General features: G+C 71.0%; 20 protein-coding genes. 1 reads left to right on the top strand and 19 read right to left on the bottom strand.

Going from position 1 to position 22,155, the window contains the following annotated elements; translation table 11 throughout:
• Positions 1-64 precede the first annotated feature (64 nt).
• From ACIBK8_RS06135 to ACIBK8_RS06055, 17 genes are all read right to left on the bottom strand, one after another.
• On the bottom strand, positions 65-223 hold the full coding sequence (locus ACIBK8_RS06135; RefSeq protein WP_393681690.1) for a hypothetical protein: 159 nt from the start codon (positions 221-223) through the stop codon (positions 65-67).
• A gap of 200 nt (positions 224-423) precedes the next feature.
• Positions 424-1,806, bottom strand: coding sequence for an aspartate aminotransferase family protein (locus tag ACIBK8_RS06130; protein ID WP_399040380.1), 1,383 nt, complete (start codon positions 1,804-1,806; stop codon positions 424-426).
• Positions 1,803-3,710: a 1-deoxy-D-xylulose-5-phosphate synthase gene (gene dxs / locus ACIBK8_RS06125; RefSeq protein WP_399040379.1), complete on the bottom strand. Its 1,908-nt coding sequence runs from the start codon at positions 3,708-3,710 to the stop codon at positions 1,803-1,805. The genes ACIBK8_RS06130 and dxs overlap by 4 nt, the downstream gene beginning before the upstream one ends.
• 99 nt (positions 3,711-3,809) lie before the next feature.
• Positions 3,810-4,832: an adenosyl-hopene transferase HpnH gene (gene hpnH, locus ACIBK8_RS06120; RefSeq protein WP_393681693.1), complete on the bottom strand. Its 1,023-nt coding sequence runs from the start codon at positions 4,830-4,832 to the stop codon at positions 3,810-3,812.
• A 5-nt stretch (positions 4,833-4,837) separates the two neighbouring features.
• Positions 4,838-5,500, bottom strand: a complete 663-nt coding sequence (locus tag ACIBK8_RS06115) for a 1-hydroxy-2-methyl-2-butenyl 4-diphosphate reductase (RefSeq protein WP_399040378.1) — start codon at positions 5,498-5,500, stop codon at positions 4,838-4,840.
• Positions 5,500-7,515, bottom strand: coding sequence for a squalene--hopene cyclase (gene shc, locus ACIBK8_RS06110; RefSeq protein ID WP_399040377.1), 2,016 nt, complete (start codon positions 7,513-7,515; stop codon positions 5,500-5,502). Before shc ends, ACIBK8_RS06115 begins: the two co-directional genes overlap by 1 nt.
• A gap of 104 nt (positions 7,516-7,619) precedes the next feature.
• Positions 7,620-8,684 (bottom strand): polyprenyl synthetase family protein, encoded by a 1,065-nt coding sequence (locus ACIBK8_RS06105; RefSeq protein ID WP_399040376.1) that lies wholly within the window; start codon positions 8,682-8,684, stop codon positions 7,620-7,622.
• Between the two features lie 53 nt (positions 8,685-8,737).
• Positions 8,738-10,195 (bottom strand): hydroxysqualene dehydroxylase HpnE, encoded by a 1,458-nt coding sequence (hpnE, locus tag ACIBK8_RS06100; protein ID WP_399040375.1) that lies wholly within the window; start codon positions 10,193-10,195, stop codon positions 8,738-8,740.
• Positions 10,196-10,295: 100 nt separating this feature from the next.
• Positions 10,296-11,249, bottom strand: a complete 954-nt coding sequence (gene hpnD, locus ACIBK8_RS06095) for a presqualene diphosphate synthase HpnD (RefSeq protein ID WP_399040374.1) — start codon at positions 11,247-11,249, stop codon at positions 10,296-10,298.
• Complete coding sequence (hpnC, locus tag ACIBK8_RS06090; protein ID WP_399040373.1) at positions 11,246-12,169, bottom strand: squalene synthase HpnC; 924 nt, start codon at positions 12,167-12,169, stop codon at positions 11,246-11,248. Before hpnC ends, hpnD begins: the two co-directional genes overlap by 4 nt.
• 366 nt (positions 12,170-12,535) lie before the next feature.
• Complete coding sequence (locus tag ACIBK8_RS06085; RefSeq protein ID WP_399040371.1) at positions 12,536-13,339, bottom strand: ABC transporter ATP-binding protein; 804 nt, start codon at positions 13,337-13,339, stop codon at positions 12,536-12,538.
• A complete protein-coding gene (locus ACIBK8_RS06080; protein ID WP_399040370.1) occupies positions 13,332-14,270 on the bottom strand; it encodes an ABC transporter permease in 939 nt (312 codons plus the stop codon). The genes ACIBK8_RS06085 and ACIBK8_RS06080 overlap by 8 nt, the downstream gene beginning before the upstream one ends.
• Positions 14,271-14,348: 78 nt before the next feature.
• A complete protein-coding gene (locus ACIBK8_RS06075) occupies positions 14,349-15,221 on the bottom strand; it encodes a glycosyltransferase family 2 protein (RefSeq protein ID WP_399040747.1) in 873 nt (290 codons plus the stop codon).
• Positions 15,222-15,238: 17 nt separating this feature from the next.
• The gene (locus ACIBK8_RS06070) at positions 15,239-16,018 is read right to left on the bottom strand and encodes a CDP-alcohol phosphatidyltransferase family protein (protein WP_399040369.1); all 780 of its coding nucleotides are present in this window, start codon (positions 16,016-16,018) and stop codon (positions 15,239-15,241) included.
• On the bottom strand, positions 15,996-17,057 hold the full coding sequence (locus tag ACIBK8_RS06065; RefSeq protein WP_393681708.1) for an iron-containing alcohol dehydrogenase family protein: 1,062 nt from the start codon (positions 17,055-17,057) through the stop codon (positions 15,996-15,998). Before ACIBK8_RS06065 ends, ACIBK8_RS06070 begins: the two co-directional genes overlap by 23 nt.
• Positions 17,045-17,782: a sugar phosphate nucleotidyltransferase gene (locus tag ACIBK8_RS06060; RefSeq protein WP_399040367.1), complete on the bottom strand. Its 738-nt coding sequence runs from the start codon at positions 17,780-17,782 to the stop codon at positions 17,045-17,047. Before ACIBK8_RS06060 ends, ACIBK8_RS06065 begins: the two co-directional genes overlap by 13 nt.
• The gene (locus tag ACIBK8_RS06055; protein ID WP_399040745.1) at positions 17,779-19,584 is read right to left on the bottom strand and encodes a DUF5941 domain-containing protein; all 1,806 of its coding nucleotides are present in this window, start codon (positions 19,582-19,584) and stop codon (positions 17,779-17,781) included. The genes ACIBK8_RS06060 and ACIBK8_RS06055 overlap by 4 nt, the downstream gene beginning before the upstream one ends.
• A 643-nt stretch (positions 19,585-20,227) precedes the next feature.
• On the opposite strand from ACIBK8_RS06055, the gene idi reads away from it, so the two are divergent.
• Positions 20,228-20,839: an isopentenyl-diphosphate Delta-isomerase gene (idi, locus tag ACIBK8_RS06050; protein ID WP_399040366.1), complete on the top strand. Its 612-nt coding sequence runs from the start codon at positions 20,228-20,230 to the stop codon at positions 20,837-20,839.
• Here idi and ACIBK8_RS06045 read toward each other — a convergent pair.
• Both ACIBK8_RS06045 and ACIBK8_RS06040 read right to left on the bottom strand, forming a co-directional pair.
• Entirely contained in the window at positions 20,814-21,323 is a 510-nt protein-coding gene (locus tag ACIBK8_RS06045) for an ATP-binding protein (protein ID WP_399040744.1), read from the bottom strand. The two genes, idi and ACIBK8_RS06045, sit on opposite strands and share 26 nt — an antisense overlap.
• A 99-nt stretch (positions 21,324-21,422) precedes the next feature.
• Positions 21,423-22,148 carry an HdeD family acid-resistance protein gene (locus ACIBK8_RS06040; RefSeq protein ID WP_399040365.1) on the bottom strand — a complete coding sequence of 242 codons (726 nt, stop codon included), beginning with the start codon at positions 22,146-22,148 and terminating at the stop codon, positions 21,423-21,425.
• Positions 22,149-22,155 lie beyond the last annotated feature (7 nt).

The following is a 22,155-nucleotide window of genomic DNA, read 5'->3' as shown; positions in this document are numbered from 1 at the left end:
CGGGCCTGCGACGCGATCGCTCCGTCACAGGCCCCGGGGCCGGCCGGTATCACCTTCTGCGGCGTCAGCAGCCCCGGGCGCCGGGAGCCATACAGGCGGTGCAGCAGTCGGATCCCCAGTAGCCGGAGGGGTGGACGGTGACGAGGTTGTTCGCGGGCTCCGCGGCCTCGGCGACCACCTCGCGCACGTCGAGGTCGAAGGCGTCGAGCAGTTCGTTGGGCATGGGAATTCTCCGTTCGTGACGGGGGTTCGTGAAACGGGCAGACTCGGCTGCCTCCCGGTCCGGACGCACGACATGCCAACCGGTACGCGGGCAGCGCCGGGCATTCGGTCACCCTAAGATCACGGTAGCCGGGAGGGCACACCCAAGTGGATATGCCTATAAGGGGACACCACCGTCGCCCCCGAATCACCCGCCGCCTGTCACCGAAGGGCGACCGCCTGCTTCACCAGCGTCCGCCCGAAGTCCCACATCAGCCCGCCGCCGCCGTGCGCGTCGTCCATGACGGCCGTGAACGCCTCGACGAAGCGGTCCACTTCGGGCTCGCCGATGGTCAACGGCGGGATCAGCTTGATGACTTCGAGATGGTCGCCCGACACCTGGGTCAGGATGCGGTGGCGCTGGAGCAGCGGCACCACGACCATCTGCGCGAACAGGCCCTTGCGCGCCGCCTGCAACATCGTCCAACGGCTGCGCAGGCCGAGCGACTTGGGCCGCCCGAACTCGATGCCGATCATCAGGCCGCGACCACGGACGTCGTGCAGCAGCTCGTACTTCTCGGTGAGAGCGGCGAGCCGGGTGCGCAGCAGGTCGCCGGTGCGCCGGGCGTTGGCGACGAGCTGCTCGTCCTCCATGACCGACAGCACGGCGAGCCCCGCCGCCATGGCCTGGGCGTTGGCGCCGAAGCTGGCGGAGTGCACCAGCACCCGGTCCATGGACGAGTAGACCTTCTTGAAGATCCAGTCCTTGCCGAGGGTGGCGCCGACCGGCACATAGCCGCCGGAGAGCGCCTTGGCGACGCAGACCAGGTCCGGCTCGACGCCGCTCTCGTGCTGGTAGGCGAAGAAGTCGCCGGTCCGGCCGAGGCCGGTCTGCACCTCGTCGGCGATCAGCAGGGCCTTGTGCCGGTGCAGCAACTCCTGTGCGGCGCCCAGGAATCCGGGCGGCGCGGCCAGCACCCCCTTGCCCTGGATCGGTTCGACGACCAGCGCCGCCACGTCGCCGCGCCGCAACTCCCGCTCCAGCGCCCCGAGGTCCCCCATCTCGATGGCGGTGTCCGGCAGCAGCGGCGCGAAGCCGTCGCGGAAGCCGTCCTCGCCGTTGACCGAGAGCGAGCCCGTGGTCAGGCCGTGGAAGGCGTGCGTGCAGTACAGGACGCGCGGTCTGCCGGTGGCGTAGCGGGCGAACTTCAGGGCGGTCTCGACGGCTTCGGTGCCGCTGTTGCCGAAGAAGACCCGGCCCAGGTGGGGGGCGTGGGTCAGCAGCCGCTCGGCGAGCAGGCCGGGCAGCGGCGCGCAGTCGAAGCGGGTGAGGTCGGGCAGCTGGGCGTCCAGTACGTCGTGCAGCGCCTGCCGTACGACCGGGTGGTGCCGCCCCAGGCCCATCACGCCGAAGCCGGCGAGCATGTCGAGATAGTCCTGCCCGTCCGTGTCCCAGAAGTAGGCGCCTTCGGCCCGCTCGTAGACCTTGTCGAAGCCGATGGTGTGCAGCATCCGCGGGAGCTGGTGGTTGAGGTGGCGGGTGTGCAGGTCGTAGCGCTCGCCGCCGCGTTCGGCGAGCAGCCGGGCCAGGTCGAATCCGGTCACGAGCGGTTCTCCTCACGGGCGAGGCCGGCGCCGATGCGGCCGGCGATCTCTTCGGGGGTGAGGCCGAGGTCGGCCAGCAGCTCCCGGCGCTTGGCGTGCGGCAGGAACTCATCGGGGATGCCGAAGGTCCGCAGCGGCACGTCCACATCGGCGTCCCGCAGCGCCTGCCCGACGGCCGAACCCACGCCGCCGCTGCGGACGTTGTCCTCGACGACGGCCACCATGCCGTGTCCGGCGGCCAGTTGGACGAGTGCGTGGTCGACCGGGCGGACCCAGCGCGGGTCGACGACGGTGGCGCCGATGCCGCGGTCCGCCAGCAGTTCGGCGGCCCGGAGGCAGACGGGCGCCATCACGCCGACGGCGATGAGCAGGACGTCGGACCCGGCCTGCTCGTAGAGGACGTCGGCGCCGCCGGTCCGCCGCACCGCGGCGATCGGCTCGCCCACCGCCTCCTTGGGGTAGCGGACGACGGTCGGCGCGTCGTCGACGTCCAGTGCCTCGCGCAGCTGGGCCCGCAGCTGCTCGGCGTCGCGCGGCGCGGCGATCCGCAGCCCCGGCACCACGCCGAGCACCGACATGTCCCACATGCCGTTGTGCGAGGCCCCGTCGGCGCCGGTCACGCCCGCCCGGTCGAGCACGAAGGTGACTCCGCACCTGTGCAGGGCCACGTCCATCAGGACCTGGTCGAAGGCCCGGTTGAGGAACGTCGCGTAGACCGCGAAGACCGGGTGCAGCCCGCCGGTGGCAAGCCCCGCCGCGCAGACGGCGGCGTGCTGCTCGGCGATGCCGACGTCCCAGATCCGCTCCGGGTACGCCGCGGCGAACCGGGAGAGCCCGACCGGATCGCGCATGGCCGCCGTGAGCGCGACGACGTCGGGCCGCTCGGCGCCGATCCTGACCATCTCGTCGCCGAAGACGGACGTCCAGGACGGCGGGCCCGGCGGGGCGGCCGGCTCGCGGGGCGGGGGGCACATCCCAGCGGTGGCCGGGGGAAGGTCCATCGCGCCGATGGTGTGGAAGCGGTCCGCCTCGTGCTCCAGGGCGGGCCGGTAGCCGCGGCCCTTCTCGGTCAGGCAGTGCACCAGCACCGGGCCGTGGAAACCGGCCGCGCGGCGCAGCGCGGACTCGACGGCGGCGATGTCGTGCCCGTCGACCGGGCCGACGTATTTCAGCCCGAGGTCCTCGAACATGCCCTGCGGCGCGAAGGCGTCCTTGAAGCCCTTCTTCGCGCCGTGCAGCGACTCGTACAGCTGCCGTCCGACGACCGGGGTGCGCTGGATCAGGTCCTTGCCCCAGGAGAGGAACGCCTCGTAGCCGTCGGTGGTGCGCAGGGTGGCGAGGTGGTCGGCGAGGCCGCCTATCGTCGGCGCGTAGGAGCGTTCGTTGTCGTTGACGACGATGATCAGCGGGCGGTCCTTGGCGGCGGCGATGTTGTTCAGCGCCTCCCAGGCCATACCGCCGGTCAGCGCGCCGTCACCGATCACCGCGACGACGTGGTCGTCCTTGCCGCGCACCTGGTTCGCCTTCGCGAGGCCGTCGGCCCAGCCAAGCACCATCGACGCATGGCTGTTCTCGATGACGTCGTGCTCGGACTCGGCCCGCGAGGGATAGCCGGACAGACCGCCCTTGATGCGCAGCTTGGAGAAGTCCTGGCGTCCGGTGAGGAGTTTATGGACGTAGGACTGGTGGCCGGTGTCCCACAGGATCCGGTCGGCAGGTGAGTCGAAGACGCGGTGCAGGGCGATGGTCAGCTCGACCACACCCAGGTTCGGTCCCAGATGCCCGCCGGTGCGGGCCACGGCCGGAACCAGGAACTGCCGTACTTCCGCGGCGAGTTCGTCCAGGCGTTCCGCGCCGAGCGCCTTGAGGTCGCGCGGTTCCCTGATGCCTTCCAGCATCGTCATGCTCGGTCCCCTCCACTTACTCGGTCGGCTGATGGCGACGCCAGAAGGCCGTCTCCCGCCCTTCCGAGAGGGCGGGAGACGGCCTCCACGGCCCTGACGTCAGCCGCGGTTCCCCGCGATGGTCTCCTTCGCCGCGCGCAGGGATTCCTTCAGCGAACCCATGGTGGCCAGGACGGCGGTCGGCTCGTATCCGCAGTGCGCCATGCAGTTGGCGCACCGCGGGTCCTTGCCGCGCCCGTACTTGTCCCAGTCGGTCTCCTCGATCAGCTCCCGGTACGTGGGGACGTAGCCGTCGCTCATCAGGTAGCAGGGCCGCTGCCAGCCGAAGAGCGAGTAGTTGGGGATCGCCCAGGCGGTGCACGGGAAGTCCGCCTTACCCTCCAGGAAGTCGAGGAAGAGCGGGCTGTGATTGAGCCGCCAGCGCCTGCGGTTGCCCCCGGCGAACGCCTTCTTGAAAAGCTCCCTGGTCTGCTCGACACCCAGGAAGTGCTCCTGGTCGGGGGCCTTTTCGTAGGCGTAGGCGGGCGACAGCATCATCTCGTCGACCTTCAGGTCGTCGTTGAGGTAATTGAGTACCTCGATGATGGTCTGCGGGGTGTCCGTATTGAAGAAGGTGGAGTTCGTGGTGACGCGGAATCCGCGCCGCTTGGCCTCCTTCATGGCCGCCACCGCCTCGTCGAACACCCCCTCCTTCGCGACGGATTCGTCGTGCCGTTCGCGCATGCCGTCGATGTGCACCGCGAAAGCGAAGTACGGCGACGGCGTGAACTTTTCCATCTTCTTACGCATCAGCATCGCGTTGGTGCACAGGAAGACATATTTCTTCTTGGCCACCAACTGCCGCACGATTTCGTCGATCTGCGGGTGCATCAGGGGTTCGCCGCCGGCGATGGAGACCATCGGGGCGCCGGACTCCAGCACCGCGCCGACGGCCTGCGCGACCGGCATGCGCTGCTTGAGCACACCCGCAGGATGCTGGATCTTCCCGCAGCCCTCGCATTTGAGGTTGCAGGCGAAGAGCGGTTCCAGTTCCACGATCAGCGGAAACTTCTCACGTTTCCTGAGCTTCTGTTCAAAGAGATAGGTCCCGACCCTGATGGACTGGCGGAGCGGCATAACCATCTGGCTCACCTCCTGGGGAGCAGCAAAGAACGGTGCCATTCGAAGAAAACAGGAAGGACGGACCGCAGGACGCGGAAGGCCGATATTCCTCCGCGCACGGTCGCAATGCGTACGAGTTCATGTTCTGGAGCGTCCACGACCACCCGGACGGCCGCAACCGGACGGACAGGACCGTCACCCGGGCCGGCCGCCGCCCGGAGCGTCGCCGCGGACTCCATGTCCACGGCGACGGCGCCCGCGGCATGCAGCTCGGCCCGCTCGGCGCCGCGCACGACGTGGTCGCTGCCGCACAGCAGCCCGGTGTGCACGGTCAGCCCGCGGGCGCGCAGGGCCCGCCGCAGCATGTCGTTGTCGTGGCAGGTCACCTCGGGTGCGCCCGGCCGGTGATCACGCGTCCGGTCGGCCACGACGAGGTCCCCCGGCCGCATGCCGGGGGCGAGCCCGGCGCAGAATCCGCTGGCGATCACCGGGGAGTGCTCGGTGACGGCCCCCGGCCGCAGGGCCTTGGTCATCGCCCGTTCGGCCGATTGGGGGCCCATGCCGGTGCGCAGGGTGACCACCGGGGTGCGGTCCCCGCCACGGCCGCCGCGCAGTGCGAACCGCTCGATGCCGAGCGCGCAGGCGACCAGCAGCGGGGGTCCGCCCTCCGGCGGGGGCCGTCTCGGCATCAGTCCCCCAGCGCCGTGCCGGCCGGCCCGCCGTTGACGTAACGGCCCAGCGCCGTCAGCGGGAACACCTGCCGGTAGAGGTGATAGTTGATGGAGAAGTCCCACGGGAAGCCGGTGCCGGTGAAGTACGGCTCGTCCCAGGACCCGTCGTCGAGCTGGGTGTCGGCCAGCCAGCGCACCCCGCGCCGTACGGCCTCGCTCTCCCGCTCGCCGGCCGCGAGCAGCGCCATCAGCGCCCAGCCGGTCTGCGATGCGGTGGAGGCGCCGCGTCCCGCCCAGCTCTTGTCCTGGTAGGACCGCTGGTCCTCGCCCCAGCCGCCGTCCTCGTTCTGCACCCGCTCCAGCCAGCCGACGGCGCGGCGGACGGCGGGATGCGAGGCGGGGACACCGGCCGCGGCCAGCGCGGGCAGCACCGACCCGGTGCCGTAGACGTAGTTGGTGCCCCAGCGCCCGAACCAGGCGCCGCCGGGCTCCTGTTCGGCCAGCAGCCAGTCGATGCCGCGGCGGGTGCGCGGGTGGTCGGTGCGGCCGACCTCGGCGAGCATCTCGACCACGTGGGCGGTGACGTCGGCGGACGGCGGGTCGATGACCTCACCGAAGTCGCAGAACGGCAGACGGTCGGGGAACGGGCTGGTGTTGTCGGCGTCGAAGGCGCCCCAGGCTCCGTTCTTCGACTGCATCCCGGCGCTCCAGCGCACCCCGCGCTCGACGGCGGCGGCCACCCGCTGCGGGTCCGGGTGCTTGATCCGGCGCAGTGCGAGCACCACTTCGGCGGTGTCGTCGATGTCCGGGTAGTTGTCGTTCTCGAACTCGAACGCCCAGCCACCGGAGGGGAGTTGGGGCCTGCGGACCCTCCAGTCGCCGGGTCTCTCGATCTGTTCGGCGAGCATCCAGTCGGCGGCCTTGACCAGCTGCGGGTGATCGGCGGGGAGCCCGGCGTCGGCGAGTGCGATGGCGGCCAGGCAGGTGTCCCAGACCGGGGACTGACACGCCTCGATCATCCGGGCGCCGTCCTCGCGCCACACCGCGAACCGGTCGAGCGACGCGAGGCCGGTGCGGAGCACCGGGTGGTCGAGGTCGTACCCGAGGAGGTGCAGGGCGATGATGGAGTAGACGGCGGGTGGCTGGATACCGCCCCAGCAACCGTCGTTCTCCTGGCGCTCGATGATCCAGCGGGCCGCCGAGCGCATCGCCGCGCCGCGCAGCTTGCGCACCGCGACCTTGTGGTAGAGGTGCAGCCCTTTGTCGAGCCGCTGGAAGACGCCGTCCCAGCTGGTCACGGGGGCGAGCGGTTGCGGGGGATGCGGATCGATGTGCAGCTCGTCCAGGGCGAACGGCGCGGGGCGTACCGGGCGCTTGGCCGAGACGATGGTCAGCGGCACGATGGTCTGCCGGGCCCAGCAGCCGAAGTCGTAGATGTTGAGCGGGAACCACTTCGGGAAGTAGATGAGTTCCGGCGGGAGTTCGGGGAGGTCGTCCCACTTCCACCAGCCGAAGAGGGCCAGCCAGATGCGGGTGAAGACGCGGGACGCGGCGACGCCGCCGCGCTCGCGCACCCAGGCGGATGCCCTGGCCATGTGCGGCGCGTCCGGGGCGTCACCGGCGAGCCGGAGCGCGACGTACGCCTCGATGGTGGTGGAGATCTCGCCCGGGCCGCCGTAGAAGGTGGCCCAGGTGCCGTCCTCGCGCTGCTCGCCGCGGATGAACCGGGCGGCGGCTTCGGTGAGTTCCGGGTCCTGGATGCCCAGGAACTGACGGAGCAAAAGGTCCTCGGCGTCCATCGTCACATTGGTGTCGAGGTCGCCCTTCCACCATCCTGCGGAGTCCTGGGCGGCGAGGAGGTGGGCGGTGGCGCGGGCCGTCGCGCGCCGGGCGGCTTCCGTCGTACCGGACGGGGCAGCGGGCCGTTTCTCTGCTGATGCTGCGGTGTTTTCGGTTGTCTCAGCGGTGGCATCGCTGGCCGAAGGGGCCCGGGGCGGCAGCGCCCCGGTGCTTCCGTCGGTCGTCGCTGTCATGGCTTCCCCTTCTGCAGTGAACTGTGAAGCGTGCTCAGGGATTCCGTCGGCCGGCGCCCGGCTGGCACCGGCCGGCGACTGCGATCAGTTCGTGTCGATGGTGATCATCTCTCTCGTACGACGACGAAGTCCGCGAGCGCGACGAGCTGCGCGCGGATCCTTTCCGGCATGTCCACCTCGTCCAGCGCGGCGACGGCCGTGGCGTGCTGGCGGCGGGCCTCCTGGGAGGTCCACTCGCGACCGCCGGCCTCCTCGATCAGGGCCGCGCGGGAGGCGAACTCCTCCTCGGTGAAGTCGGCGATCTCGGTCTCGCTCTTCTTCGCGTCGGCCGCGAGAATGCCGGCGAGACGCTCGGAGGCGGGCCCGCCGGCATCCAGAGCCGCGACGACCGGCAGCGACTTCTTGCGCTGGCGCAGGTCGCTCCAGGTCTGCTTGCCGGTGGCCTCCGGGTCGCCCCAGATGCCGAGCAGGTCGTCGACCGCCTGGAAGGCGAGGCCGAGGTGGTAGCCGTACTTTTCGAGGATGTCTGCGGTGCGGTCGTCGGCGCCGCCGAGTACCGCACCGATGGAGACGGCGCAGGCGAGCAGGGCGCCGGTCTTGTTGCCCTCCATCTCCAGGCACTCCGCGACGGTGACCCGCTCGCGGTGCTCGTAGGAGATGTCCTGGGCCTGGCCGTCGATCAGCTTGCGGGTGGCCACGGTGAGCCGGCGCGTCGCGCGGCCGGCCTCGACCGTGCCGAGCTCCAGCAGGATCTCGTTGGCGAGGGCGAAGAGCGCGTCACCGACCAGGATGGCCTGGGCGGGGCCGTGCACCTTCCACACCGTGTCGCGGTGTCTGCGCTGCTCGTCGCCGTCCATGAGGTCGTCGTGCAGCAGCGAGAAGTTGTGCACCAGCTCGACGGCCACCGCGCCGGGAATGCCCTTCTCCGGCGCCGCTCCCGCCGCCTCGGCGGACAGCAGGGCCAGGGCGGGCCGGATCGCCTTGCCGCCGTCGGCCGCGGAGGGCCGTCCCTCGGCGTCGATCCACCCGAAGTGATAGGCGGCGACGGTGTCCATGGGAGGAGCGAGCCGGTCCACGGCGGCACGCAGCACGGGAGTGGCGAGTGTCCTTCCACGCTCCAGCAGCGCGGTGACGCTCTCGGCGTCGATAGCTGGGGAAGCCGGGTTCACGGTTTCTCCTCTGTTTCCGATGCTCGTGCTCGTGCGAGCGCTGGTGCTCGTTGTCATGCTGCCTCCTGGGGCAACTGGCCCTGGGGGAAGCCGAGTTCGGTGAGCGCCTCGCGCGCGGCTGCGGTTCCGCTGCGCACGGCGCCTTCCATGGTCGCGGGCCACCCGGTGGCGGTCCACGCACCGGCCATGTACAGGCCGGCGGTTCGGGTACGGGCGGCGGGGCGGAGCCTGCCGACGCCCGGTTCGGGGGCGAACGTCGCGGTGCGCTCGCGGGTGACGAAGAAGTCGCGGACCCGGGCGCCGCGCGCGGCGGGCAGCAGCCGCTCCAGCTCCGGAAGGTAGCGGGCGCGCAGCTTGGCGACCGGCTGCTCGATCTCCTCCTGCGCGGCGGACTGCGAGAGGGCGAGGTACTGGCAGCCTGCGCCCTCGGGAAGCCGGGCGATACCGGAGGCTTCGGTGCGGTCGAAGACCCACTGGACCGGGGAGCCGACCGCGGCGAAGAACGGGCGGCGCAGCACCTTGCGGTCGTAGACGACGTGGACGTTGAGGATCGGCGCGGTGCCGATGCCGAGCAGCCGGTCCTTGTCGTCCAGCGCGCCGTCCGGGAGCAGGGCGTGCGTCTCGCGCTGCGGCAGGGCCAGCACGACGGTGTCGGCGGTCAGCTGCTCGCGGTCGTGCGGCCCGCTGCTGACCGAGACCTGCCAGCCGTCGTCCGTACGGGCGACGCGGCTCGCCCGGGTGCGCAGGGCGAGGCGGACACCGGCCTTCTCCAGGGCGGTGCGGGCGAGGGTGTCATGGACGTCGCCGAGCGGTACCCGGGACCAGCCGATGTCGGCCGCGCCGGGGTCGGAGAGAAGCCCGGTCTTGAAGACCTTGGCCGCCAGGCCCAGCGAGGCGTCGCCCGCGGTGGCGTTGAGGGTGGCGACGCCGACGAGGTCCCACAGCGCCTCGACGGCGCGGGCCGACTGGCCGTACCGGCGCAGCCAGCTGCCGAAGTCCACCGCGTCCAGCGCGGGGTCGTCCGGATCCAGGCCCTTGAGCGCGAGGGTGGCGCGCACCACGCCGGCCCGCTCGGCGGGCGAGAGGTGCGGGTACAGGGCGAGGCTCTTGGCGAGGTGCAGCGGCACGGGCAGCGCGGTGCGCCGCAGCCGCCCGAGCCGCATCCGGTCGGCGTCCAGGACCGGCACGTCCATGCGGTCCTGAAGGGGCACCAGATGGGTGGCCCCGAGCCGCTCCAGGAAGCCGCTGTAGGCGGTGCAGCAGCGCAGGAAGACGTGCTGGCCGTTGTCGATGCTCAGGTCGCCGCCGCCGAAGCCGCGGCGGAAGGAGAAGACCAGCCCGACGAGCCGCGGCCTGCCCTCGACGAGGGTGACCCGGAGCCCGGCGTCGGCGAGCGCCAGCGCCGCGGTGGTACCTGCCAGGCCGCCGCCGACGACGACCGCGCTCGCCCCTTCGGGACGGCCGGCCGCCGCAGGGTGCCCGCGGCCGTTCCGCTGCGCTCCCGCTGTCATGAGTTCTCCCCCCGTACGACACTCAAGGACGCGGGCGTCCCGGGGAGGGTTGCCCGTGGGGCCGACACGGAAGAGTGAATTCCGGGAGCGGTCCTGTGGCTCATCCACGCCCCCCGGCCGGCCAGCGGCGGCCGATCGCGCGGGCGTCGAGACCGGAGAGGCCGCGCACCGCGACGAACGCCTTCTCCCGGCCGGGCAGCGACACCCTGCCGCGCAGGACGGCCTCCGGGTCGGCCTCGATGCGCGCCAGCAGACGGTGGTAGATACCGGCCATCGCCGCCACACAGGCGCCGCTGCGCCGGTCGAGCATCGGCAGCAGCCTGAACCCCTCGGCGAACAGCGCGCGGGCGCGGGCCACCTCGAAGCGGACCAGCCCCGCGAAGTCGGCGCCGGGCGGCGGGACGGGGCCGTCGAATCCGGCCGAGCAGCCGAACTTCGCGAGGTCATCGGCCGGCAGGTAGACGCGGCCGTTCCCGGCGTCCTCGCGGACGTCGCGCAGGATGTTGGTCAGCTGGAGGGCAAGGCCGAGGGTGTCGGCATACTCGGGGGCGCGTGCGACGTCACGCGCACCGGGGACGGTGCCGAACACGCCCAGCGAGAGCCGGCCGATCGCCCCGGCGACGCAGCGGCAGTAGACCTTCAGCTCGTCCCAGGTCTCGTACGTCTCGCCCGCCACGTCCATGAGGACACCGTCGATCAGTTCGTCGAGTCCGCCGAGGGGCAGCGGGAAGCGGCGGGCGGCGTCGCTCAGCGCGACGGCCACCGGGTCGGTGTCGTCCTCCTCGACCTCGCCGTCCTTCACCCGGGCCAGCACCGCCCGGGTCTCCTCCAGGCGGCGCCGCTTGTCGGCCGGCTCCAGGGCGCCGTCCCCGATGTCGTCGACCCGGCGGGAAAAGGCGTAGAGCGCCGACATGGCCTGCCGCTTGCCTGCGGGCAGCAGCCGGATGCCGTACGCGAAGTTCCGGGCCTGGTGCCCGGTGACGGCCTCGCAGTAGCGGTACGCAGCGAGCACCGGCGCGGATGTGTGTGCGGTTGCCTCCACGGTCCGACTCACCCCTCTCTTCGCAATGTCGCCCCCACCTCGCGCAGCAGGCTGAGCTTGGTCGGCTTGGGCGGTCCGGGGAGTACGTCGTGATCGGCGGCGGCGATGGCCCGCAGTGCGGCGCGCCCGCCGCCGACGAAGCCGGCGAGCAGCAGCCTGAGCCTGCCGTGCACGCTGCCCACCAGCGGGGCACCGGCGTCGAGCAGGTCAGCGGCGCGCGCCGCCTCGTGAGCGATCAGCGCGCGCACCGCAGCGCTGCCGCTCGGGGCGGCCAGATCCGCCTCGGTGACACCGAACTGTGCCATGTCCTCCGCGGGCAGGTAGATGCGGTCGCGGCCGAGGTCCTCGGCCACGTCCTGAAGGTGCTCGACGATCTGCAGGGCGGTGCAGATCTCGTCCGAGCGCCGGATGCGCTCGGGGCTGGTGGTGCCGGTGATGCCGAGGACCAGCCGGCCGACAGGGTTGGCCGACAGTTCGCAGTACGCGGCGAGATCGGCGTATCCGGCGTAGCGGGAGACCCGCTGGTCCTGGCGGTTGGCCTCGATCAGGCCGGTGAACGGTTCCGGCGTGAGCGCACAGCGGCGGACGGTGGGGCCGAGGCGGCGCATGAGCGGATGCCGGGGGCCGGGGGCACGGTCGCTGAAGACGCGGTGCAGGTCGGCTTCCAGGGCGTCGAGCATCACCAGGCGGTCGTCGCTCTGTGTGCGTTCCAGGCCGAGCAGGACGGCGTCGCCGCCGCCGGGTGCGAGGTCGCCGTCCCCGATGTCGTCGACGAGCCGGGCGAAGCCGTAGACGGCCATCAGGTCCCCGCGCCAGGCGCGGGGCAGGAAGAACGGCGCCACAGGGAAGTTTTCGTGGGCTGCCTGGTCGAGGACGGTGCGTGACTGTGCGTCCGTCGGCCGGCCGGGGGCCTCAGCCGTTCCTCGGCTCACCGAAGGCTGCCCGGCGCGCTTCGGAGCCGGAGCGATCCAGTAGCCATTGCCGTCACGTCTCCCGTTCTACACCGCCAAGCTAAAACATCCCATTTCGGACACGCCGCAGGTCGCGACGCGCCCGACCGGGCCGTGAACCGCCCGAAAAGTGAGCATTGCCCGACTTATACCACTTGTGCCGTTCAGTACCCGTACAGCTTACGCCGTAGATCTCACCGGCGTCCGACCGGGTGCCGAACACCCGGACAACGATCAGGTCAACATCCAATTGACGCCAACTGTTCCCCGCCACGGCCGAGTTGACCAATCCTTCACGAAGCAGGCCCCCGCGAGCCGTACTCGCGGGGGCCTCGGCGACGCTGCGGGCTACTTGCCCGACTCCTTCTCGTACGCCTTGATCACTTCGTCGGTCGGGCCGTCCATGAGGAGTTCGCCCTTCTCCAGCCACAGCACCCGGTCACAGGTGTCCCTGATCGACTTGTTGTTGTGGCTGACCAGGAAGACCGTGCCGGCTTCCTTGCGCAGCTCCCGGATGCGGGCCTCGGAGCGCTTCTGGAACTTGCGGTCACCGGTGGCCAGCGCCTCGTCGATCATCAGGACGTCGTGGTCCTTGGCCGCCGCGATGGAGAACCGCAGCCTGGCCGCCATGCCGGACGAGTACGTCCGCATCGGCAGCGAGATGAAGTCGCCCTTCTCGTTGATGCCCGAGAAGTCCACGATGCCCTGGTAACGCTCGCGTACCTGGTCGCGGGACATGCCCATGGCCAGGCCGCCGAGCACCACGTTCTTCTCGCCGGTCAGGTCGTTCATCAGCGCGGCGTTGACCCCCAGCAGGGAGGGCTGGCCGTCGGTGTAGACCTTGCCGCGCTCGGCCGGCAGCAGCCCCGCGATGGCGCGCAGCAGGGTCGACTTGCCGGAGCCGTTCGAGCCGATCAGGCCGATCGCCTCGCCGCGGTAGGCGGTGAAGGTGACGCCCTTGACCGCGTGCACCTCGCGGACGCTGCCGCCCGGCTTGCGGCGGATGATGCGGTTCAGTGCGGCGGTCGCGCTGCCCTTGCCGCTGCTGCCTCCGTAGACGCGGTAGACGATGTGCAGATCGTCGGCGATCACGGTGGGGGTGGCCGGGACGGCCGGCGCCTGCGCGCCGTTGTCGTTCTGCTGCTCAGCCACGGCCGTAACGCTCCTCAGCCTTCCAGAAATACACAAAGCCCAGGACTCCGGCGACCACGGCCCAGCCGAGCGCGAGCGCCCAGACGTGCGGCGGCAGGTCGGCCCTGTCGAAGCCGTGGTTGATCAGCGAGAACCGCATCAGGTCGATGTAGACCGACGCCGGGTTGGACGCCAAGGTGTTGATCAGCCACTCCGGGGCGTTCTTGCCCCGCAGCTGCTCGGTCAGGTTGTACATGACACCGGACGCGTACATCCAGGTGCGCATGATGAACGGCAGCAGCTGGGCCAGGTCCGGGGTCTTGGCGCCGGCCCGCGCCATGAACAGCGCCAGGCCGGTGTTGAAGACGTACTGGAGGGCCAGCGTCGGGAAGATCAGCAGCCAGGACCAGGACGGGTAGTGACCGAACCCGACCAGGATCAGGAACAGCACGATCATCGAGAAGAGCAGCTGCTGGAGCTGCTGCAACGCGAACGAGATCGGCAGCGAGGCGCGCGGGAAGTGCAGCGCGCGCACCAGGCCGAGGTTCCCGGCGATCGCCCGGACACCGGCCATCGCCGAGCTCTGGGTGAAGGTGAAGACGAACACACCGGTCACCAGGAACGGAATGTAGACGTCGTTCTTCATCGATCCCCGGCCGCCCATGAGCATGCCGAAGATGAAGAAGTACACCAGCGCGTTGAGGAGTGGCGTCGCCACCTGCCAGACCTGGCCCAGCTTCGCCTGGCTGTACTGGGCGGTCAGCTTGGCGCTGGAGAAGGCGGCGATGAAATGCCGCCGGTCCCACAGCTGCTGGACATATTCGAACAGGCCCGGCCGGGCTCCACTCTGCGACAGCCCGTACTTATGGGCCAGCTGGGCCGGGGTGAGCCCGTCGTCGGGAGATGGCGGGGCACTCATGGCGACCGCACTGTCGTGCGTAGTCTCGCTCACAGTTGACACTTTCGTCCTCAAGGTGCGCTGCCGGGGCCACGCCCCGGATCGCGCCTGATGCTCTCAGATATGAGCTTGTCAGATGACGGGAGGGCGGCCCAGCCGGGTCAGGCGCCAAACGGTACGCCACTTCATGGGGCGCCTGGGACCGCACGGGGTCGTCCAGCCCTCCTTGAAGCCGCCCAGCCAGACGCGCAGCGCAGGCCATGAAGGACGCCGGGCGAGGGTGAGCAGAAACCAGACACCGAGATAGACCGGAACCAGCAGGACGGGCAGATTGCGCCGGGCCAGCCAGACGCGGTTGCGGGCGACCATGCGGTGGTAGACCGCGTGCCTGCTGGGCGCCATCGTCGGGTGCAGCAGCAGCATGTCCGACCGGTAGTCGATCAGCCAGCCCGCGTTCAGGGCGCGCCAGGCCAGGTCGGTCTCCTCGTGCGCGTAGAAGAAGTCGTCGGGCAGCCCGCCGACCTCGTCGAACACCTTCGTGCGGGCGGCATTGGCGCCGCCCAGGAAGGTGGTGACACGGGAGGACCGCATCGGGTCCGACGCGCGCAGCCGCGGTACGTGCCGGCGCTGGGTCTCGCCGGTGTCCGGGTCGGCGATCCGGAAGCTGATGATGCCGAGCCTGTCGTCCTTGGCGAACGCCTCGCGGCACAGCTCGGCGGTGTCGGTCCTCGCCAGCAGTCCGTCGTCGTCCAGGAAGAGCAGGATGTCGACGTCGGTGCCGCCGGGCCCGAACGCCTCGATGCCGACGTTGCGGCCCGCCGGGATGCCGACGTTCTCCGGCAGCTCGACCGTCCGTACGCCGGCGGGCAGTTCGGGCAGCGGCGAACCGTTGCCGACGACCACGACCTCGACCGGGTCGCCGTCCTGCTTGGCGACCGAGTCCAGCAGCGCGCGCAGTTCCTCGGGGCGGTTGCCCATGGTGAGGACAACCGCGCCGACCGTCATCTTCTGAGGGGAGTTCGTCACTTGAGCCTGCTGGAAGCGAGGATGGACACGAGGTGGAGCACGGTCTGGAGGAGTGCGATGCCGGCCAGCACGGCGACACCGAGGCGGGAGAAGAACAGATCGCCCCTGGCCGTGTCCACGATCGCCAGGACCAGGATCAGCAGCGACGCCTCGACGCCGAGGACGAGCCGGTGGAACTTCAGCGCCGCGGCGGCCTTGCGGGCCAGGGCCATACCGGAGGAGCGCGGCTCGGACGCCGTCTCCTTGACCGGCGCCATGCCCTGCTGGTGACGGGCGACACCGACGAGGTCGGTCTCCGCCTTGATCAGGATCGCGCCGAGAGCGGCGAGGGTGCCGAGGAAGGCCCACAGCCAGTCGATCCGCCCCGGGCCCCACAGGTCGGCGGCGCGCAGGCCGAAGCCGACCAGGACCGCGGCGTCGCACAGGTAGGCGGCGACCCGGTCCAGGTACACCCCGGACATCGAGTACTGCTTCTTCCAGCGGGCGATCTCACCGTCGACGCAGTCGAACAGCAGATAGAGCTGGACCATCACCACACCGAGCACGGCGCCCCAGATCCCCGGCACCAGAAGGGCGGGGGCGGCGAGGGCGCCGGCGACGGTCATCACGTAGGTCAGCTGGTTGGGCGTGACCCGCGTGGTCACCAGGTGCCGGTCGATGCGCAGCGAGACCTCGCGCATGTAGAGCCGGCCGGCCCAGTGCTCGCCGCTCCGCCGGTCCTTCACGCCCGGAGGGTGAACGACCGGCCGGAGTTCAGCTACTGATGGTTTTGGCATAGTCGGCGTATGCGTCCCTGATCTCGTCGGTGGACAGGTCCAGGTGCTCCAGGATGGTGTAGCGCCCGGGACGGGTCTTCGGTGCGAACTCGACGACCTGGACGAACTCCTCGTCCGTGAAGCCGATCTCCCCCGGCGTGACCGGCAGGCCGTGCCGCCGGAGCACCTCGACCATCAGCGCCGACGTCTCCTTGTCCCCGCGCAGGTACGTGGCGAACGCGGCACCGAGGCCGCACTGCTCGCCGTGGCTCGCGGCCCGCTTGGGGAAGAGGATGTCGAAGCCGTGGTTGATCTCGTGGCAGGCGCCGGAGGCCGGGCGGCTGTCGCCCGCGACGGACATCGAGATGCCGGTGAGGACCAGGCCCTCGGCCAGCACCTGGAGGAAGTTGTCGTCGCCGACGCCGCCGGGGTGCCGCAGTACGGCCTCGCCCGCCTGGCGCGCCATGGCGGCGGCGAGGCCGTCTATCGCCTCGCCGTTCTCGCGGTGCGCCAGCTCCCAGTCCGCGACCGCGGAGATGTTGGAGATGGCGTCGCCGATGCCGGAGCGGACGAAGCGGACCGGTGCCTCGCGGATGATGTCGAGGTCGATCACCACGGCGATCGGGTTCGGCACTCCGTAGGAGCCGCGGCCCGCGTCGTTGTCGAGGGTCGCGACCGGCGAGCACAGGCCGTCGTGCGAGAGGTTCGTCGCGACGGCGACGAGCGGCAGCCCGATGCGCGCCGCGGCGTACTTCGCACAGTCGATGATCTTGCCGCCGCCGAGGCCCACGACCGCGTCGTAGTGCCCCTTCTTCATGGCGTCGCCGAGCTTGATCGCGTCGTCGAGGGTGCCGCCGCCGACCTCGTACCAGTCGGCGCCGGGCAGCGCGGGGGACAGCCGCTCACGCAGCCGCGCCCCCGAGCCACCGCTGATCGCGATGGCGAGCTTGCCGGACGCGGAGATGCGCTGATCGGCCAGCAGGCCCGCCAGGTCGTCCAGGGCGCCGGCGTTGATGTCGACGACGACCGGGGACGGGATGAGGCGGGTCAGTACTGGCATGCGATCTCACGGCCCTTCGCGAGGTCGTCGTGGTTGTCGATCTCGACCCACTTGACGTCGCCGATGGGCGCCACGTCGACGGTGAAGCCGCGGTTGACCAGCTCCTGGTAGCCGTCCTCGTAGTAGAGGTCGGGGTCGCGCTCGAAGGTGGTCTTGAGCGCGTCGGCCAGCTCGGCCGCGGCCTCGCCCTCGATGAGGGTGACGCCGATGTACTCGCCGGTGGCCTCCGCCGGGTCCATCAGCTTGGTGATCTTGCGGACGCCCTTGTCGCCGTCGACGACGACCTTCATCTCCTCGTCGGCGAGCTGCTTGACGGTGTCGAGCGCGAGGATGATCTTCTGGCCCTTGCCGCGGGCGGCGAGCAGGGTCTTCTCGACGGAGACCGGGTGCACGGTGTCGCCGTTGGCGAGGATCACGGTGTGCTGGATCGCGTCACGGCCGCACCACAGGGAGTAGGCGTTGTTCCACTCCTCGGCCTTGTCGTTGTCGATCAGGGTGAGCTTGAGGCCGTACTTCTGCTCCAGGGCCTCCTTGCGCTCGTACACGGCTTCCTTGCGGTAGCCGACGATGATGGCGACCTCGGTCAGGCCGATCTCGGCGAAGTTGCCGAGGGTCAGGTCCAGGATGGTCGTGTCCCCATCGACCGGCACCAGAGCCTTGGGCAGGGTGTCGGTGTAGGGACGCAGACGCCGTCCGGCGCCGGCTGCCAGCACGAGGCCGATCATGCGGGTTCTCCTTCATCGTGTACGGCGGGTGCTCCGGAGGACACCCAGAAACCGATGCTCTCGACGAGCACCAGCAGGGCCACCGCGACGGCGAGCGCCGTGAGCGCGATGGTGAAACCTGAGGGGGACAGCAGGGCGGCGAGGACAGTGACCACGAGGATCCGTCCCTCACTGCCGCCGGCCGCACGGACCAGCCACCGCGGCGGCGCTCCGCTGCCGCCGCGGATGCGGTAGACCGCGTCGTAGTGATGGTAGGCGACCGCCGCGACCAGCCCGAACGCCGCGGGCAGCGCACCCGGCACGTCCGCGCGGGCGGCCAGGACCAGGATCGTGGTGTATTCGGCGACGCGGAAGAACGGCGGCACCAGCCAGTCCAGGACGCCCTTGAGGGGGCGGGCGACGGCCACGCCTGACAGCACCGCGGCGCAGGCGGCGACGCCCACCGTCAGCCAGGAGGCCGGGTCGTCCTCGAAGAGCACCCAGATCAGCAGGACGGCGGCGGAGAGGAAGGCCATGGCGGGCGCGAGGAAGGAGCCGGCCCGGCCGCGGCCACGCATGGTGCCGGCGATCAGCTCGGCGAGCGGTCCCGAGTCGGCGAGGTCGGCGAGCGCCTGTGCCGCGCGGTCGGTGCGCCTGGCCCTGCGGGTCAGCGAGCGCAGCACCCGTCCCGCTGTGGTGTAGCAGGCGGCCAGCGCGCAGCCGATGAGCAGGGCGTAGAAGACGATGCGCGGGGTGGTCAGGGCGGTCAGCACGGCGATCATGGCCCAGCGTTCGCCGATGGGCAGCACGATCATGCGGCGGGCCCAGACCGTCCAGCCGACGCTGTCGAGCTTGTCGGAGAGCGCGGCGGTGGGGCTGGTGTTGGCGCTCGCGTCGTGGTTCGCCTCGTTGAAGGAGAAGTCGACGATGTGGCGGCAGGTCTGGAGCACCATCGCGCCGAGCGCCAGCGCCCAGACGTCGTCGCCGCCGCGGGCCGCGCCCAGCGCCAGGCCCGCGTAATAGGCGTACTCCTTGGCGCGGTCGAAGGTGGCGTCGAGCCAGGCGCCCATCGTCGAGTACTGGAGCGAGTAGCGGGCGAGCTGCCCGTCGGTGCAGTCCAGGACGAAGGAGAAGAGCAGCAGGGCGCCGGCCGCGATGAAGCCGCCGCGGCTGCCGGTGGCCGCGCAGCCCGCGGCGATCAGCGCGGTGAGCAGCGAGGCGGTGGTGACCTGGTTGGGGGTCAGCCCGCGGCGCGCGCACCAGCGGGCGAGGTAGCGGGAGTACGGGCTGATGCAGTACGTCGTGAAGAAGCCGTCGCGGGACTTGACCGCGGTGCGCAGCCGTACCGCCTCGCCGTCGACGGCGGCGACCGCTTCCGTGGCGTCCTCGCGCTGGGCGGGGGTGAGCGGTACGGCGGCGACCAGGCTGCCCAGCTCGATCCGCTGGAGGCCGATGTCCGCGCGCTCCAGCGCGTCGGTCAGGGTGCCGGTGAGGACGTCGGTGAGGTGTGCGGTGCCCGCGCCGACCGGGATCTTGGTGGCGGCGTGGTTCAGTGCGGCGCGTGCCTCGGGCTGCGCGGTGAGCGCGCCCGGCACGGCGGCGGCCGGGAACCGGGGGTCGGTGAGCGCCAGCCGGAGGGTGTGCCGGTGTCCGACGAAGCGGGGGTCGACGACGGCGACCCGCTCCTGTGCAGGCACCGCGGCGATCAGCTCGGCGGCGGAACGCGGATCATCGGCGGTGCGGACGTCGAAGCCCAGCGCGCGCAGGTCGCCTTCGAGTGGCGACCCGGCGACCGGCGGACCGGTGAGGATGGCGGTCGACAGACGAACTCACTCCTTGGATGCTGACAAGGCAGCGCCGGTCGGTCCGCATTCGAAACGAACTACCCGGGCAGCGGGCGTGGCACACCTGGCCTCCGGCGGGCCGGGTGGCACGTCGGCAGAGGCTATCGGATCGCGGGATGCGGCCGTTCACCGCGCATTCACCGCACGATCGAGTGACCGACGGCTGCGCCTGCCGCGATCATCATGGTGGATCGGGTGGCGCATGAACAACTGCCGTCCCCGCGGGGGCCGCGAACCGGTGCCGGTTATGAGCGGGCTGGTCATGGGTGGGGCGGGTTGGTCCTCGGCGGTTGTGGTGAGGACCATGCCAGGTCAGGCGACCCGGCGGCGCTCCGGCTTCCGTGGCGGTGCGGCCCGCGGCCGGTGTGCCCCGGTGGCCGCGGGCCGCGGTGCGGGCTGTGGACCTTCTCACGGGCCGGGGGCTCGGGGCTGGCCCGCTCCGGGACGGTGGCGCGTACGCCGCCGAGCGGTCCGGCTCCCGGTGTTCATCCGGCGTCCGGCACCGTTTCACGCCCCCCAGCGGCCACTTCCGCGCCGCCGCGCACCACAGGACCTCGGTTGGCCCATGTTGCCCACGCGCCTAGGGCAGACTTGGCACCGAAGACCGACGACAAGGATGGGCATGCCGATCACACCTGCCAACGGACAGACCGCCGGGAACTCGGCGGTGAACGCACCGGACGGCGCCGCCGAACCGATCATGCTGGAGCTGGTCGACGAGGACGGCACGACGATCGGCACCGCGGAGAAGCTCGCCGCCCATCAGCCTCCAGGGCAGCTGCACCGCGCCTTTTCGGTCTTCCTCTTCGACGAGATGGGCCGGCTGCTGCTGCAGCGCCGCGCGCTGGAGAAGTACCACTCCCCCGGCGTGTGGTCCAACACCTGCTGCGGCCACCCGTACCCCGGCGAGACGCCGTTCGCCGCCGCCGCCCGCAGGGTGGCCGAGGAGCTGGGGCTCGCCCCTTCGCTGCTCGCCGAGGCCGGCACGGTGCGCTACAACCACCCGGACCCGGCGTCCGGCCTGGTGGAGCAGGAGTACAACCACCTCTTCGTGGGGCTGGTGCGCAACGATCCCGCGCCGAACCCCGACGAGGTCGGCGAGATCGCGTTCGTGACGCCCGACGAGCTGGCCAAGCGGCATGCGGACGTGCCGTTCTCGGCGTGGTTCATGACCGTGCTGGACGCCGCGCGTCCCGCGGTGCGGGAGCTCACGGGGCCGTCGGCGGGCTGGTAGGCAGCGGCGGTCCCGCCGGGAGGGGGAACAGCGGCAGTTCGGCCCAGATGGCCTTGCCGCCGTCCGCGGTGTGCTCGACGTCGCACTTGCCGCCCGCTTCCGTGGTGATCACCTTGACCAGCCACAGGCCCCGGCCGCCGACGTCATCTTCGTCCGCCTCCAGGGCCTTCGGCCGGTAGGGGTGGCTGTCCTCGACGGCGACGCGCAGCCAGTCGGCCCCGATGGTGACCTGCACGGCGATCTCGGGCGAGAGCAGGGCGGCGTGCTGGACGGCGTTGGTGACGAGTTCGGAGACGATCAGCAGCAGGCCGTCCAGGACGGCGGGGGCGACGGGCACCTGCTGCTCGTCGAGCAGATCCCTGACCGCGTGGCGCGCCAGGGGCACCGATGCCACCTCCGGCGGGGCGGTGAACCGCCGGCGGCCTTCGTACGCGAGCGGAGCGGTCAGCTCCTCGGGAGGTTCTGCGGGTGGTCCGGAAGGCATCCTCACATGTCGAGTGTTGAGAATGCATCGGTCCGGATCGGCCTGCTGAACACAAGTCAGCACGTATCGACGCCTGTTGACCGGTTGAGCCCGGCCCCCTCACTCCTGAGACCGGTTATGCCCCTTTTGTTTCTTTCCCAGGGAGCGCCAGGGCGCGGTCGGGGACTGTTCCGAGCCATTCGCCACCCCTTCCTTCACCCAGCTCGGTCCGTGCCGCTCACCGGCCTCCGGGTCCTCGTCGATCATGCCGATGATCCGGCGCCCGACGAACCCCATCGCGAACAGCCCGAAGCCGTCGAAGAGCAGCGCGAGCGCGAAGAAGCAGCCCAGCACGTACCGGCTGCTGTGCGGCCAGTCGCTGAGCACCAGAACGCCCAGCAGGATGCCGAACGCGCCCTGCACCAGCGTCCAGCCGAACTGCGGCCCGCGCACCACCACCCCGCCGACCAGCCGGAAGACCCCGCCGGTCAGGAAGAGCAGGGCGGCGAACATGGTCAGCGCGGCGGCCGTGACCCCCGGCTTGAGGATCACCACGACACCGGCCGCGATGTTCAGCGCCGCCACGATCACCGCGAGCCAGAAGAAGCTCGAACCGCGTGCCTGGATGGCGTGCAGCAGGCCGACCACCCCGCCGATCAGCAGCAGCCAGCCGAACAGCAGCATCGAGGTGAGCGTCGCCACCCCGACGTAGACCAGGCCCACCACACCGGCGATGACCAGGATGACGCCGAGCGCCATGAGCCGTCCGAAGCCGCGGCCGAGCCGCCGGGTCTGCTGGTCGCGGGTCCGGCCCGACGGCCGGTCGCGGGAGGATCTGCCGATCATTGCCGTC

It is taken from the genome of Streptomyces sp. NPDC050161 (assembly GCF_044460025.1).
Classification (GTDB): Bacteria; Actinomycetota; Actinomycetes; order Streptomycetales; family Streptomycetaceae; genus Streptomyces.
Note: the sequence above shows the minus strand (reverse complement) of the source record. Positions and strands in the feature narration are given on the sequence as shown.